At 67.5% G+C, this 14,798-nt stretch carries 10 protein-coding genes and 1 CRISPR repeat array (1 of these 11 cut by a window edge); of the genes, 3 read left to right on the forward strand and 7 right to left on the reverse strand.

Annotated elements, in window-relative coordinates; translation table 11 throughout:
- Positions 1–41 precede the first annotated feature (41 nt).
- Positions 42–2,801 (forward strand): PEP/pyruvate-binding domain-containing protein, encoded by a 2,760-nt coding sequence (locus tag K6142_RS15300; RefSeq protein ID WP_223380928.1) that lies wholly within the window; start codon positions 42–44, stop codon positions 2,799–2,801.
- 283 nt (positions 2,802–3,084) lie between these two features.
- Here K6142_RS15300 and K6142_RS15305 read toward each other — a convergent pair whose 3' ends face one another.
- The 3 genes from K6142_RS15305 to K6142_RS15315 form a co-directional block, all read right to left on the reverse strand.
- Positions 3,085–3,801 (reverse strand): superoxide dismutase, encoded by a 717-nt coding sequence (locus K6142_RS15305; RefSeq protein WP_190244620.1) that lies wholly within the window; start codon positions 3,799–3,801, stop codon positions 3,085–3,087.
- Between the two features lie 377 nt (positions 3,802–4,178).
- Complete coding sequence (locus tag K6142_RS15310; RefSeq protein WP_190244621.1) at positions 4,179–4,898, reverse strand: hypothetical protein; 720 nt, start codon at positions 4,896–4,898, stop codon at positions 4,179–4,181.
- A gap of 1 nt (position 4,899) precedes the next feature.
- Positions 4,900–6,147, reverse strand: a complete 1,248-nt coding sequence (locus K6142_RS15315) for a sulfite exporter TauE/SafE family protein (protein WP_012613102.1) — start codon at positions 6,145–6,147, stop codon at positions 4,900–4,902.
- 607 nt (positions 6,148–6,754) lie between these two features.
- Between K6142_RS15315 and K6142_RS15320 the strand changes: the two genes are divergently transcribed.
- Entirely contained in the window at positions 6,755–7,510 is a 756-nt protein-coding gene (locus K6142_RS15320; protein WP_190244622.1) for an HAD family hydrolase, read from the forward strand.
- 51 nt (positions 7,511–7,561) lie between these two features.
- Here K6142_RS15320 and K6142_RS15325 read toward each other — a convergent pair whose 3' ends face one another.
- Complete coding sequence (locus K6142_RS15325; protein ID WP_190244623.1) at positions 7,562–10,684, reverse strand: PAS domain-containing hybrid sensor histidine kinase/response regulator; 3,123 nt, start codon at positions 10,682–10,684, stop codon at positions 7,562–7,564.
- A 423-nt stretch (positions 10,685–11,107) separates the two neighbouring features.
- On the opposite strand from K6142_RS15325, the gene K6142_RS15330 reads away from it, so the two are divergent.
- A complete protein-coding gene (locus tag K6142_RS15330) occupies positions 11,108–11,707 on the forward strand; it encodes a ferritin-like domain-containing protein (protein ID WP_012613099.1) in 600 nt (199 codons plus the stop codon).
- Positions 11,708–12,183: 476 nt separating this feature from the next.
- Here the strand turns inward: K6142_RS15330 and K6142_RS15335 are convergent, their stop codons facing one another.
- The 3 genes from K6142_RS15335 to K6142_RS15345 form a co-directional block, all read right to left on the reverse strand.
- On the reverse strand, positions 12,184–12,501 hold the full coding sequence (locus K6142_RS15335; RefSeq protein ID WP_190244624.1) for a hypothetical protein: 318 nt from the start codon (positions 12,499–12,501) through the stop codon (positions 12,184–12,186).
- 282 nt (positions 12,502–12,783) lie between these two features.
- Positions 12,784–13,038, reverse strand: a complete 255-nt coding sequence (locus tag K6142_RS15340) for a hypothetical protein (protein WP_223380929.1) — start codon at positions 13,036–13,038, stop codon at positions 12,784–12,786.
- A 324-nt stretch (positions 13,039–13,362) separates the two neighbouring features.
- The gene (locus K6142_RS15345; RefSeq protein WP_190244626.1) at positions 13,363–13,521 is read right to left on the reverse strand and encodes a hypothetical protein; all 159 of its coding nucleotides are present in this window, start codon (positions 13,519–13,521) and stop codon (positions 13,363–13,365) included.
- 204 nt (positions 13,522–13,725) lie between these two features.
- A CRISPR array of direct repeats spans positions 13,726–14,798; the repeat unit is 32 nt; unit sequence GTTTCTATCCACGCCCCTGCGTGAGGGGCGAC; it runs 2,720 nt beyond the window's last position.

Genomic DNA, 14,798 nt, shown 5'->3' on the forward strand with positions numbered 1-14,798 from the left:
GCTGACGGCGGACATCACGACGCAGACACGGCGGACGCGACATGGGCGGCTTTTTCCACACACTCGGCGCGCTGTTCCGGCGGCAGGACGCACCTGCGCAGGACGGCGGCGTGCCCGACGCCGAAACCGAACGGCTGCGGGCGCTGTACCGCGAACGCTGTTCGCGGTTCCGGCTGCTGCTGTCCGCCAATAAGAGCGCCCTCGAGATCATGGCCGACATGGAAGAGGCCCTGCGCGGGGTGCGTCCCTTCGGCATGACCTACGTGCGCGGGGCCTGCACCCGCGCGTGCGCCAGCGTGTTCCAGATCGTGCGCCACCTCAACGCGCTGTCCGACGACCGCTGGCCCGAACTGGAAACGAAGTTCAACGAGATACGCGCGGCCATCGAGGCCGTGGTGGCCCCCCACGTGCGCGCGGGCGGCGGGCCGCTGGTGCTGCCCATTGCCGAAACCGGCGTGGACATGGCCGACCAGACCGGCGGCAAGATGGCCAACCTGGGTGAAATCCGCCGCCGTCTCGGCATCACCGTGCCCGACGGCTTCGTGGTCACGGCCACGGGCTATCAGCGCTTCATGGAGGCGGGCGGCCTACAGGAAGAGATCGACCGGCGGGTGCAGGCGGCGGACGCCACCCGGCTGGACGAGGTGTTCGCGCTGTCCGCGTCCATCCAGCAGCTCATTCTGGCCGCCCCCGTGCCCGACGACCTGGCCGGGGCCATCACCGCGCAGGTGGAGCGCCTGGCCGGGCCCCCGCAGGATGCGCGGATGGGGCCGCATCCCGGAATCAACGCCTGTTCCGGCGCCGAGGTGCGCTTTGCCGTGCGCTCCAGCGCCGTGGGCGAGGATTCGCTGGATGCTTCCTTTGCCGGGCAGTACCGCTCGGAACTCAACGTGCCGCCCGAAGACGTGCTGGACACCTTCAAGGACATCGTGGCCAGCAAGTACGGCGTCACCGCCATGACCTACCGTCTGGCGCGCGGCATCCCCGACGAGGACGTGCCCATGTGCGTGGGCTGCCTGGTCATGGTGGACGCGGTGGCGGGCGGCGTTGCCTACAGCCGCAACCCGCTGGACCTGCGCGACAACACCGTGGTCATCAACGCCGTGCCCGGCCTGCCCAAGGCCGTGGTGGACGGCAGTTTCAGCCCCGACGTGTTCGTGGTCTCGCGCGAGGTGCCCATGCAGGTGGCGCAGCGCCAGATAGCCGCCAAGCCCCAGCGCTTCGTGCGCGACCCCATCGAGGGCGTGCGGCTGGAGGACATGCCGTCGGACATGGTGGACGCCCCGTGCATCGACGACGCCCGCGCCCTGGAAATCGCCTCGCTGGCCGCCGGGTTCGAGGTGTTCTACGGAGAGCCGCAGGACATCGAATGGGCCGTGTGCCCCGAAGGCGTGCTGACCATCCTGCAAAGCCGCCCCCTGCGCGAGGCGCGCCACGACGAGCTTCCGGAGGGCGAATGCGCGCCCGTGGCCGGTGCCAACGGTGCGGACGCCGCCGGAGCGGATGTCGCCGCCGCCGAAACCGGCCCCCTGCCGGGCGGCTACAATTGCGGCGAATCCGGTCCGCCGGTGCTGCTGCTGGGCGGCACCCCGGTCAGCCCCGGCGCGGGCGCGGGCCTGGCCCACGTGGTGCGCAAGGACATGGATCTGTTGTCCTTCCCCGACGGCGGCGTGCTGGTCATCGAGCGTGCCCTGCCGCGCTGGGCGCCGCTGCTGTCGCGCGCCTCCGCCGTGGTGGCCGAGGCGGGCGGCGCCGCCGGGCATCTGGCCAGCGTGGCCCGCGAGTACGGCGTGCCCGCCCTGTTCGGCTTGCCGCGCGCCGCCGAACTGCTGGAGCATGCAGGCATCGTCACCGTGGATGCCGACAACCGCCGCGTGCACCCCGGCCGCATCGAAGACCTGTTGGGCCACGCCCCGCGTCGCAACCTGATGGAGGGCAGCCCCGTGCACACCGCGCTGGCAGAGGCCGCGCGGCTGGTGTTGCCCCTGAACCTGCTGGACCCGGAATCGCCCCGGTTCGCCCCCGCCCATTGCCGCACCCTGCACGACATTACCCGCTTCTGCCACGAGAAGTCCGTGGAGGTGCTGTTCGGCGTGTCCGATCACATGGGCGCCACCGGCCCCGGCACCCAGCGGCTGGGCAAACAGCTGCGGGTCAACGGCACCAGGCTGCAATACTGGCTGCTGGACATCGACGGCGGTTTCCGCAAGCCCGTGCCCGGCCCCGTGGTGGATCTGGCCGACATCGCCTCCGCGCCCATGCTGGCCCTGTGGGACGGCATGACCGCCGTGCCCTGGGCCGGGCCGCCCGCCACCGACGCGCGCGGGTTCCTGTCCGTCATGATGGAATCCACCGTGAACCCGGACCTGGAACCCACCGCGGCCACCACCCTGGCCAACCGCAACTTTCTCATGATCTCGCGCGACTACTGCAACCTTCAGGCGCGCTTCGGCTACCACTTCTGCACCGTGGAAGCCATGGCCACCGACAACCCGCACGAGAACTACGTGACCTTCCAGTTCAAGGGCGGCGCCGCCAGCGCCGACCGCCGCACCCTGCGCGCCCGCTTCGTGGGCGAAGTGCTGGAAGCACGCGGCTTCCGCGCCGACGTCAAGGACGACGCCCTGTTCGCCTCCCTCGAAGGTCTGCCCAAGGACCGCATTCTCACCCTGGTGCGCGGCGTGGGCTACCTGCTCATCCATACCCGACAGATCGACATGGTGGCCCACAACGAACGCGTGTTCGGCCCCATCCGCGACCGCATCGCCGCCGACCTCGCCAGGATCGCCCCTGTTACCTAGCTTTTGAGAAGTTGAAGAGTTGAGAAGAAGGAACCGGGGAAAGAAACCTTTTAAAAAAGGTTTCTTTCCCCGGACCCCTATCTTCCAAAACTTTTCAATTGGGTGGGGTTTGTAATTCTAGTCGGATGCTCATGTTACGCCATGGCACCTGCGTGTGCACTACGCATAAAAAAACCCTCCCCCCCTAACAAAAAGTTTGGGGGGGAGGGGGCCGGGGAGGGAGACCTTTTTTAAAAGGTCCCCTCCCCGGTTTGTTCTTTAAAAAATCTTAAAGAGCGGAATGCTACAACCGCTTGGCCACTTCGTCCCAGTTCACCAGCTTGTCGAAGAAGGCTTGGACGTAGTCGGGGCGCTTGTTCTGGTAGTCCAGGTAGTAGGCGTGTTCCCACACGTCGATGGTGAGGATGGGGGTATAGCCTTGGGTGATGGGATTTTCGGCGTTGCCGGTCTTCAGCACCTTCAGCACGTCCTTGCCGTTTTCGCGGCCCTTGGCCAGCCAGGCCCAGCCGCTGGCGAACTGGGTTTTGGCGGCGTCGGAAAGTTGGGTGATGCAGGCGTCCACGGAGCCGAAGGCGGCGGACAGGGCGTCGGCCACCTTGGCGGGGGGAGTGCCGCCGCCACCGGGTTTCATGCCTGCCCAGTAGAAGGTGTGGTTCCAGGACTGGGCGGCGTTGTTGAACAGCCCGGCCTTGGCCGGGTCACCCGCCACGGATTTGATGACGTCTTCCAGCTTCATGGTGGCCATGGGGGTGCCAGCCACGGCCTTGTTCAGGTTGCCGTAGTAGGCGGCGGTGTGCTTGCCGTAGTGGAACGAGATGGTGCGCGCGCTGATGGCGGGCTCCAGGCCGTTTTCGGGGTAGGGCAGCGGCGGCATGGGAAAGGCGTCCGGGGCGTCGGCGGCATGGGCAACGGTGGGGCCCAGCAGGCGGGTGCCGGCGGCCACGACGGCTGCCGAGGCGCACAGGGACATGAAGCAGCGGCGGGTGAAGCTGGACGGCATGGCGTTCTCCTTGCGGATGAAGGTGGGCCGCGCCGAGCCCCCCGGAGTGTGAAACGGGGGCGGTGCGGCGGAACGGGGCACATGCAGGCCCCGTGGATACCGGATGCCGAGGCCCGCAGGGTGCGCAGGGAAGGCGGAGAACCCGGCAAGTGCCGGAGCTGCGGGCGATTACCGTCACCATAGCACAACGTGTACATGGTGCAACAGGCAGGTGTGGCGCGTGGCGGGTGGCTGCTGCGGGCAACTGGCGGGACGCGGGGGCGCGTGGCGAATCGCGCCCGGAAAACGGAACGGCCCCCCGCACAGGTGCGGGGGGCCGTGGTCGTCATGAGAGCATGCCCGTCAGGCAGTGGCCGACGACGCCGATGCGGCGTGCGCTAGGCTTCCTGCTTGATCTTGGACTTCTTCATGGTCAGGCCGACGCCGTCGAACAGTTCGAAGATGGCGAAGCCGTACCACACGGTGTACAGCACGTAGAAGAGCAGCAGGCCGACCATCACGCCCATCTTGTCCATGACCTTGGCGGCGGGGATGCCGTAGAAGTTGTAGCCGGTTTCAACGGCGCGCTTCAGCACCGCGTCCACCACGTTGGCTTCTTCCACCATCTTGTTCTTCTGCAGGGCCTTGATCATGGGGTTCAGGCCTTCCCACCAGGCTTCCATGACCACCATGTGGTCCATGCCAGCGTAGCGTGCGGCCACGGTCTTGCCGTCGTTCTTGTACATGGCGTCGGCGTCGGCCACGGCGGCGGCAAGCAGGGTGCCCAGGTCGCCCTGCACCTTCAGGGTGGCGCCGTCGGCGGTGGCGGTGATGCCGACAGCGGCGAACACCTTGGCGGCGTCTTCGGCCTTCTTGGAGGTGTAGGCCACTTCAACCGTCTTGCCCTTCAGCGGATCGACGCGCTTCTGCACTTCGGGGATGAAGTAGGACGAACCCTTGGACAGCTTGTTGAACAGGTCGTCCGAGTATTCCAGGCCGTTCATGGCCTTGCCGCCGTCACCGGGGAAGAGCGGCATGAAGATCATGAAGAAAACCGCGCAGAAGGAGCCCATGAGCAGCAGGCCCTTCATGAAACTGCTCTTGCTATGGATAAGCATGTTACGCCTCCGCTCTCAGCTTGCCGATGTTGGCGAAGAACTTGCCGAACACCCAGGCACCAAAGATGGCAACCACCACCCAGAACACGATGTTGCCCACGAACTCGATGTTGTTCACCAGTTCCTTGGACATGGAGATCATTTCCAGTTCCACCATCTTCTTGGGCAGGGTGGCCACGCGGTTGATGAAGCCCGCGATGATCGACATGGCGTAGAAGCCGCGGATGTGGATGCCCTTGACCACCTTGGTGGTAAGCGCGCCCACCTGGATGCCCAGCAGCGAACCGATCAGCATGCCCATGGCCAGGGTGTAGAACACGTAGCCGTAGATGGCGTACTGGGCGATGGCGCCGAGACCCGCGGTGAAGATGATCTGAAGGATGTCGGTACCCACGGTGGTCATGGAGGACACGCCGAAGATGTACACGAACATGGGGAAGGTGATGAAGCCGCCGCCCACGCCCATGATGGCCGCCAGGATGCCCACCACCACGCCGCCCGCGGCGACGATCCAGCCGGAGATGCGACGGCCGCCGGGCACGAGGTCTTCGTCGAAGGTGATCATGGGGGGCACGTTCATGGCCTGCAACTTGACGGACAGGCCCGTGGCGCCGCTGCTGCCGCCGTGGGCATCACCGCCGCCGCCGGAACGGCTGGACTTGATGAAGTCGAACAGGGCGTAGAAGCCCAGGAAGCCCAGCAGCACCGCGTAGATGGAGCTGATGAACATTTCGGACAGCAGCGGGTCCTTGTTGTACAGGCCCTTGTTGATGGCCCCGCCGATGAACGTGCCCGCGCCCGACCCCACCAGGAAGGCGATGGCCAGCTTCACCGACACGTTGCCCAGTTTCTTGTGCACCGTGGTGCCCATGATGGCCTTGGCGAAGATGTGGAACAGGTCGGTGCCAACGGCAAGGATGCCCTTGACCCCGGCGGCCATGAGCGCCGGCGTGATGATGAAGCCCCCGCCCGCGCCGATGCAGCCGGTGATAAGACCGGCGGCCAGGCCCACCGCGATGGAGACCAGGAAGATCTTGGTGGAGTAGAACGCGGGCGCGTAGGCAGTCTTGCTGCCCAGCATGGAGCCCGCTTCGGCAAAGCTGAACATCAGGATCGGCAGCAGCAGGATGCCGAGGATGATCAACTTTTTCCGGTTCTTGATGATGGACGTGGATACCTCGATATCCCACTGCGCATGGGCGATGGAACTCGCCTTCAGGAATTCGAAGACTTGTCTTGGAAAGCTCATGGTTCCTCCGTGAAACGCGATGCGTGATGCATACCCTTTACCCAGCCTCCGCCCCCGTGCACCCCTTGCGGCACAGTGGGACACCCCGGAACTAGCAACGGTTGTGCCAAAAGGTGCACAGATGGCGCTGTTTGCGTACCACGCTGAAAATGAAGGAAATATTTTGCGACGTGCGGGGCGCGGTCACCCCGGTTGCGGAATCCGGCCAATCCGAGGGGGGAGCACTGTCCGGAATCTTTGCGCCACCTCGCAAAACAGCCACCGGTATCACTCTGCGCCCTGGGTACGGCTGTCGCCCGCATGATCCGGCACCGCATTGCGGAAGCTTTCCTGTGCAGGGTTGCGCCGTGTGTTTCATGAAATATTTTGCAATGCCGGGTGCATGCAGGTGTTGCGGGCGCGCCGCGTGGGTTGCGGTGCGGTTCCGCCGCCTTGGGCCGCAGCGGGGTGTCAGCTTTTTTTACGCGGCAGCAAGGAATCTGGCGTCCGGGCGGTCGCGGGAAGGGCGGGGGTGTGCCGGGGCTCGTCTTCTTCGTCCGGCCTCGGCACGTTCCGGGTACGGCCCTTCGGTCTGTACAGTCCGGGCCGGACGCGCTAGGTGAGCACCATGCCCATACGCGCCATCATCTTTGATCTGGACGGCACCCTGCTGGACACGCTGGAGGACCTGGCCGACGCGGCCAATGCCTGCCTGCTGGCCCAGGGACTTTCCGCACACCCCGTGGACGCCTACCGCCAGTTCGTGGGCGACGGGGTGGAAACCCTGTTCCGCCGGGCGTTGCCGCCCGGCTTCCCGCCCGGCCACGCCACCGAACAGGCCGTGGCCGCCCTGGTGGCCCGCATGCGCGACGAATACGGCGCGCGCTGGTCGGTCAAGAGCGCGCCGTATCCCGGCATTCGTGAACTGCTGGCCGCGCTGGCCCCCGCCGGATTGCCGCTGGGGGTGCTGTCCAACAAGCCGCACGCCTTCACCCGGCTGATGGTGGGCAGTTTCTTCGATGGCGCGGGCAGCGGCGCGGGTGCGGCTTCGGCCGGTTCGCCTGCTTCCACCGGTTTGTCCGCATCCGGCGGTGCCCCTGTGGAGGACGGTCCGCTGGGTCCGTTCGCCGTGGTGGCCGGGGCGCGCCCCGGCGTGCCGCGCAAGCCGGACCCGGCGGCGGCCATCGCCACCGCCCGGGCGCTGGGAGTGGACCCGGCACATGCGGCCTTCGTGGGCGACAGCAACGTGGACATGCGCACCGCGCACGGCGCGGGCATGTTGGCCGTGGGCTGCTTGTGGGGCTTCCGGGGCGAGGCGGAACTGCGCGAGAGCGGGGCATCCGTGCTGCTGGCGCATCCGTTGGAGCTGCTGGATCATATCTAGCCGGGCGCGGCGCTTCGGCCTTCCGTGCCGTCTGGCCGGTCCCGCACGGGCCTAGTGCAGGCCCTCCGGCTCACGCTCGCGCAGGCCCTGTTCGTGGATGGCCCGCACGATGGCGCTGGCCAGCGTGGCGGCCTCCACGGGCTTGGTCAGGTAGCCGTCCATGCCCGCCGCCAGGAATTGTTCACGGTCGCCGCGCATGGCGTGGGCGGTCAGGGCGATGATGGGCGTTGCCGAGCGCGCCCGAAGGATGCGCGGGTCGATGCGGCGGTCTTGCAGGGCGTCGGACCCTGCATCGCTTTTTGCGTCGGGCTCGGCATCCTCCGCGGGCGGTGCGTCACCCGTGGTGCCCGGCGCCCGCGCATCCTCCACTGCCGCCCGTGCGCCCTCGTGCGCCCCTTCGCGGGCACTGTCGCGCGCGCCGTCGTGCGCAAGGGCCCGCAGGCGGCGGGTGGCCTCCATCCCGTCCATGACCGGCATCTGGATGTCCATGAGCGCGCAGTCGTAGTCGGCGGTCAGCAGGGCCTGCACGGCGCGTTCGCCGTTGTCGGCGGTGGTCACCCGCGCCCCCATGTTCTCCAGCAGGCGCGTCACCGCCAGACGGTTCACCGCGTCGTCCTCGGCCAGCAGAATGGCCCTGCCACGCAGGGAAAGGGCGTCGGCGGCGTGCGGTTCGACCACGGCTTCCTCCACCTTGTTCACGAAGCGGAAGGGCAGACTGACGCTGAAGGCAGTGCCCGCGCCCGGCGTGCTTTCCACGGTGACGGTGCCGCACATCAGCCGCACCAGGCGCCGCACGATGGGCAGCCCCAGCCCCGCGCCCTGATAGCGACGGGTGCTGGCCGTCTCTGCCTGCACGAACGGCTCGAAGATGTCCTTCAGCCGTTCTTCGGCAATGCCTATGCCGGTATCGCGCACGGTGAACACCACCCTGCATCCGCGCGAGCGCGATGCCTGCACCCGCCATGCCTCCACCACCACCTCGCCCTGGTCGGTGAACTTCACCGCGTTGCCCACCAGGTTGAACAGCACCTGGCGCAGGCGCATGGCGTCGCCGCGCAGATGGCGGGGAATGCGCTCGTCCACGCTTACCCTCAGGGCCAGCCCCCGTTCGGCGGCGGGGCCTTCGAACAGGCCGCGCACCTCGTCCAGCACGGCCCGCGCCTCGAAGGGCTCGTCGTGAAGCTCCAGCTTGCCCGCCTCTATGCGCGAAAGGTCCAGGATGTCGCCCAGCAGCAGCCCCAGGCGGCGGCACGACTGGGTGGCCGCTCCCACGTACACCGTGCGCATGGCCTTGGGCGGGTCTGTCTGCAACAGTTGCAGCATGCCCATGATGCCGTTGAGCGGGGTGCGGATTTCGTGGCTCATGTTGGCCAGGAACTCGCCTTTGGTGCGGCTGGCCGCTTCGGCCACCTCCTTGGCGCAGCGCAGTTCGCTTTCGGCCCGCTTGCGGGCCGAGCTGTCGCGCACGATGGCCAGCAGCAGCGGGTCGCCCTCCGCCTCCCCCGTTTCTTCCACCTGGGCCATGCGCACTTCCACCGGCAGCGGCGTGCCGTTGCGCGTGCGGTGCGTGGTCTCGAAGGTGGCCTTGCGGGCGGATTCCAGTTCCGCGCGCAGCCGGGCGAAGCCGCGCTGGTCGAGTCGCTCGTCGATGTCGAACAGGGTCATGCGCAGCAGCTGTTCGCGGGTGTGACCGGTCTGGTGTTCCGCCTCGGGGTTGGCATCAAGGATGTGCCCTGCGCCGTCCGCCAGGTAGATGGCATCGCCCGCGCTTTCCACCAGCATGCGCAGCCGCAGTTCGCTGTGCCGCAGGGCTTCTTCCGCCCGGCGCTGTTCGGTGACGTCGGTGATGATGGAATACAGCAGCGGCTCGCCGTGCAGCACCAGAGTGCCGGTGTTCGATTCCACGTCGCGGGTGGTGCCGTTGGCCAGGCGGTGGCGAAAGCGGAAGCGTTGCCTTTCGCCCCGCGCCGCCGATGAAAGTTCGCCGTGCAACGTGCCCGGTGGCAGGGTGTTGATGTCCGAGATGTGCATGGTGCGCAGCACGTCGCGCGGCCAGCCGTAGAATTCTGCTGCGGCGGGGCTGGCGTCGCGGATGGCCTTGGTGGTGGGATCGATGAGCAGGGCCACCACGTGGTTGTTTTCGAAAAGACCCCGGTAGCGGGCCTCGCTTTCACGCAGGGCCCGCCCGGCGCGCAGCCGTTCCAGTTCCGCCGTGGCGCGTCCGGCAAGGATGCGCATCAGCGCCATGCTCTCGCCCGTGGGCGGGGCCATGGGCAGGTCGTGGAACACTGCCAGCACGCCAAGGGGGGTGCCCCGCGCATCGCGCAGGGCAAGGCCCATGTAGGAGCGGATGCCCAGCGAGGCGTGCAGTTCGGCCTCGGGAAAGTTTTCCTGCACGCCGTCGGGGTAGACGCACAGGTCCGGCGAATTGAGGACGCGCGCGCAGGGGGTGCCGTGCAGCGCATAGTCGAAGGATTCGCCGGGCGCGTCGCCCAGCCAGGCGGCCAGCACGCGCAGGTAGTCGTCATCGCCCTTTCCGCCATCCTGCCTGGCCTGTCCTGCCTGACGGGCCTGTCCTGCCGACTCTCCCCGTTTACCCTGTTCACCCAGTTCGCCGACAAAGGCGTAGTGCGCGCCAAGGGCCTGGGCCAACTGCTGCACCAGCACCCGAAAGAACTCCTGCTCCACCAGCGGCGAGGTGACCTGCACGATGCTGCCCAGGGTGTTTTCCGCCCGGTTAAGGGCGCGGCGGGTGCGGCGCAGACGCAGGGTCAGCCACAGCAGCAGGGCGGCTGCCGGAAGAATGAGCGCGGCATCGTCGATGAGGCGCATCCACCAGGGGGCGGGGGGCTGGACGCCGGTGGGGACGGCCTGTGAGGCGGTGCCCGACAGGGCGTCGGACGTGGCGGACTCCATGGCCCCCAGAGGCTGGGAAAACAGCACGGACAGCGAGGACAACATGGACAGCGGGGACGGGTGGGACGGGGGGGACGGGGGGGACGGGGCAGCGGCACGCGCCGTTTCCGGCACATGGAGAGCGGGATCGAGCGGCGCCGCCGTGCCCGATGCGGCAGCCGTCCGGTACGGCACGGTCCCGCACAGCACGATCGCCAGGGCAAGGGCCACAAGCCGGACTGCAACGGATGCGGCTCCGGAATGATGCACGCTGGGCATGGCGGTTCCTCTGATCGGTGGTGCGCCATAAGCGGCGCGGTGTGGTCTGCGGTCAGACTATACGCGAAACCGCAAATTTCGCGATAGGAGAATGGGGCATTGTGGATATGTATCATGCCGGTGCGCGAGAACGATGCGCTGGCTGGCGCGCTGGCGGGCGGCGCCCGATGCGCATGCCGGACGGCCATGCCGGGCATGTCTGCCGGTCACGTGTGCCAGCCACGTGCGCCGACCACGTGGTCGGGCGGGCATGGCGCACGCGAGGGGCCGGGCAACAAGGGCAGAGGAGGCCGGAACCGCCATTTCGCTGCCGCCGGGCATGCCCGCAGGTCTACGAAAATGATGCAGCCTCGCCGTGCCTGTGGTAAGTGGAAGGTCAGGTGGTCAATGCCCACCCCAATTCCCTGCAAAAGGAGCGGACGCATGAACAAAGCGACGAAACCGGCAAAGGCCAAGCCCGCCAAGCCCGCAGCGGCGGCGCCCTCCCCGCGCGAGGCCCGCAAGGCCAAGGTCATCGAGGTGCTGAACAGGGCGCGCGCCATGGAACTGAACGCCATCACCCAGTACATGAACCAGCACTACGGGCTGGACAACATGGACTACGGGGCGCTGGCGGCGGACATGAAGCTGATCGCCATCGACGAAATGCGCCACGCCGAGATGTTTGCCGAGCGCATCAAGGAACTGGGCGGCGAGCCCACCACGGAGCGCGAGGGCGACCTGGTCAAGGGGCAGGACGTGCAGACCATCTTCCCCTACGACGCCGGGCTCGAGGACGACACCATCGACGCCTACAACCAGTTCCTTCAGGTCTGTCGTGAAAACGGCGACAGCATCAGCATGAAGCTGTTCGAGACCATCATCGAAGAGGAGCAGGTGCACTTCAACCACTTCGACAACGTGGGCGAACACCTGAAGAACCTGGGCGACACCTACCTGTCGAAGATCGCGGGCACCTCTGCCTCCACCGGCCCTTCCACCAAGGGCTTCCTGATCAGCAAGGGCGGCGCCGCGGCGGGCTAGCCCGGCGTGCCCGCACCACGGACGGACGCGCCGTTCCCCCCGGCAGGGCCGGGTGGCACGTCCCGGACTCCCGGACTTCGCACCTTACGGCGGCACGGCAACGTGCCGCCGTTTTCGTTGGCGGGGGGCGGACGACGCGGGGTTCGCCGGGGGATTGCGGGAAGGAGCCGGTCCGGTGGGGGGCTGCCCGGCGGGAGGCAGACCGACAGGGAGGACGGCGGCAACGTCGGCAGCGGCGGTGGGGGCAGGCCGGAACATGGCTCCGGCTATTGCGGGCCGTGCCGGGGCAAGGGTGGCGGCACCGGGGCCGCCCGGCATGCGCGGAACAATCGGGGTGGGGTGATCGACCCCGCGTCGTCGGTCATGGCATCAATTCCGGCTCACCCCGTCTGCCGACTGGCCACGATGACAGAAACGGCGCACTCCGCGAGGGGGGCGCCGTTTCTGTCAGTGAGGGTAGGGGGGCGTGCCGTCAGCTACTGGCAGACCGGCTTGGCGCCCGGCTGCTGCGCGGCCAGCCAGTCCACCACGGCGGGCTTTTCGGCTTCGCTGACCTGCGCGCCCTTGCCCATCATGCGGGTGACGGTGGTGTTCCAGGCGGCCTTGTCCTTGGCGCCCAGATTGGCGCAGATGCGCTGGGTGTTGTGACACTTGGTGCAGGCGGACATGACGGTGCCCGCCGGGTCCTGCGCGGTGGCAGGCACGGTAAGCGAGAAGGCGGCAACTGCGGCGAGGGCGGCGGACACGGCCAGGGTGGCCAGCATCCGGCTGCGGCGGGTAGGCGTACGGCGCATGGGCGACTCCTTGGTTAAGGGGATTGTCGCCAGTATACACGCGGGCGCGGCGGGTGCAACGGGATGATGCGCGGAAAGGCTTCTCGCGAAGGCCAGGCGCCGGGCAGGAGTTTCATTCCCGCAGGCGTCCGGCGGCGTGAAGCCAGCTTCCGGCGTGTTCAGTTCCGGCGCAGGGCTGCCTGCGGATGCGGCACGCAAGGCGCAGTGGGGCGAGGTCTTTCATGCGGCATTCGAAGGCATCCGACAGGCATCCGACAGGCATCCGGAAGGTGTCATGCTCGCCTACGGGCACAAGGGCTTGTCGCCAGGCTTGCGTGTGGACAGCCAGTCGATGACGGCGGCGCGCTCTTCGGGGGTGACGCTGGCCCCGCCCGCGATCATCCGGTCCACGGTCTTTTCCCAGCCCGCCCGGTCCAGCTTGCCGATGTCCGCGCAGATGCGCTCCGTGCCGTGGCAGATGCGGCAGGCCCGCATGACCACCGTCTCGCCTGGGGGCGTCTTGTCGCCGCAACCGGTCAGCAGGGTGGCCAGCGCCATGGCCACCCCGACGGTGCAAGCCTGCGGGCCGAGCAGGGCGCCCAGCCACCGGGACGGGGCGTTGCTTCCCGTGGTGTTGCCGGTGGTGCGGGGTGCGTGCGGGTCTGAGGGCTCTTCGAAGGCATGACGCGCGTCATGTGCGGTGACACGGGCGGCGACACGGGCGGCGGCACGGGGAGCATGAAGGGGCTCTGCGTGGGGTACGCGGCGGGCATGCGGCATGGCGGCCTCCTGAAGCGGGATTTGTTCCACCATACCGGAAAGCGCGCCACTGGCAACGGGGGCGGTACTCCCGGCTCCGGCGTGCGCGCGTTCGCCTGCCCTTTAACGAAGCAGCTTGAACACCTCCGGCGCCTCCACCTCGCAGGCCACGTCGCGCCCGCCGCGCCCGCAGGGGGGAAGGCGCCTGCGTTTCACGGTGCACATGGCCGTGTCCGCGAACAGGTTCACCGATTCCTCGCCCACAACGCTGCGGGAGGCCACGCAGCCCTATGGATCGATGTGCAGCCGGACCATCCCAAGCCTTCCGCCCGCTGGCGGCGGGTCGCTGTCGGTGAGAGGCTGTGCCGCGTATAGTGGTTGGGCCTCGCGGTCGCCGTCCCGTGTCTACGGGCGGCTATCTTCTTGTTTCTATACCCCGGGTGAGGGGCGACCCTGGAAGTCGACGCGTTCAATTTTGTAGCCATGGTTTCTATCCACGCCCCTGCGTGAGGGGCGACGGGTCAGGGTGGGGCGGCGCAGCACCTCCCGCGCGTTTCTATCCACGCCCCTGCGTGAGGGGCGACAGGGTCAGGTCCGCATCGCGCCAACTGGGCATCCAGTTTCTATCCACGCCCCTGCGTGAGGGGCGACACCAGACCGGCAGAAGCCGCGCAACCAGAGTAGGGTTTCTATCCACGCCCCTGCGTGAGGGGCGACCTGCGGGGCATGGGCGGGCATTTCGATGCCGCCGTTTCTATCCACGCCCCTGCGTGAGGGGCGACCGTCCCTTTCGCACGGCAGCGATATGACGGTGGAAGTTTCTATCCACGCCCCTGCGTGAGGGGCGACTAGCCGAACCTGCGCAGCGCCTTGACGAACCGCTGGTTTCTATCCACGCCCCTGCGTGAGGGGCGACAGACCCACACGGGCTGGCACGCCAGCCCCACCAGTTTCTATCCACGCCCCTGCGTGAGGGGCGACTAACACCCCGGTATCTTGCGCGTACATGATAGCAGGTTTCTATCCACGCCCCTGCGTGAGGGGCGACGCGACGCAATACGAGGCGGAGGCCCGCGCCTTCGAGTTTCTATCCACGCCCCTGCGTGAGGGGCGACCTGCCGAAGTCCGGAGAAATCCGGCTGGATGAAGTTTCTATCCACGCCCCTGCGTGAGGGGCGACCTTGCCGAACAAATAAAAAACGGCACCAAACCCGTTTCTATCCACGCCCCTGCGTGAGGGGCGACGCTAGGGCGGTCGCTCCGGAGAAAGCCCCTGCGGTTTCTATCCACGCCCCTGCGTGAGGGGCGACATACACGGCTCGTCGTACCACCCGCCGCGCGTCTTGTTTCTATCCACGCCCCTGCGTGAGGGGCGACGTCGTAGAGCAGCAGGTTGTTTTCCTGCACCGTGTTTCTATCCACGCCCCTGCGTGAGGGGCGACAGATTGGTGCCGTCAGCTACGTTGATGATGACGGTTTCTATCCACGCCCCTGCGTGAGGGGCGACCTCTGGCCTGCACCACAGACACCGGGTCACTCACGTTTCTATCCACGCCCCT

Source organism: Nitratidesulfovibrio sp. SRB-5 (assembly GCF_019931275.1).
Classification (GTDB): Bacteria; Desulfobacterota; Desulfovibrionia; order Desulfovibrionales; family Desulfovibrionaceae; genus Cupidesulfovibrio.

Bases quoted from the DNA above. Each gene is read 5' to 3' on its own strand.
- K6142_RS15300 (WP_223380928.1), top strand. From the start codon at position 42: ATGGGCGGCTTTTTCCACACACTCGGCGCGCTGTTCCGGCGGCAGGAC.
- K6142_RS15305 (WP_190244620.1), bottom strand. From the start codon at position 3,801: ATGCCGTCCAGCTTCACCCGCCGCTGCTTCATGTCCCTGTGCGCCTCG.
- K6142_RS15310 (WP_190244621.1), bottom strand. From the start codon at position 4,898: ATGCTTATCCATAGCAAGAGCAGTTTCATGAAGGGCCTGCTGCTCATG.
- K6142_RS15315 (WP_012613102.1), bottom strand. From the start codon at position 6,147: ATGAGCTTTCCAAGACAAGTCTTCGAATTCCTGAAGGCGAGTTCCATC.
- K6142_RS15320 (WP_190244622.1), top strand. From the start codon at position 6,755: ATGCCCATACGCGCCATCATCTTTGATCTGGACGGCACCCTGCTGGAC.
- K6142_RS15325 (WP_190244623.1), bottom strand. From the start codon at position 10,684: ATGCCCAGCGTGCATCATTCCGGAGCCGCATCCGTTGCAGTCCGGCTT.
- K6142_RS15330 (WP_012613099.1), top strand. From the start codon at position 11,108: ATGAACAAAGCGACGAAACCGGCAAAGGCCAAGCCCGCCAAGCCCGCA.
- K6142_RS15335 (WP_190244624.1), bottom strand. From the start codon at position 12,501: ATGCGCCGTACGCCTACCCGCCGCAGCCGGATGCTGGCCACCCTGGCC.
- K6142_RS15340 (WP_223380929.1), bottom strand. From the start codon at position 13,038: ATGGCGCTGGCCACCCTGCTGACCGGTTGCGGCGACAAGACGCCCCCA.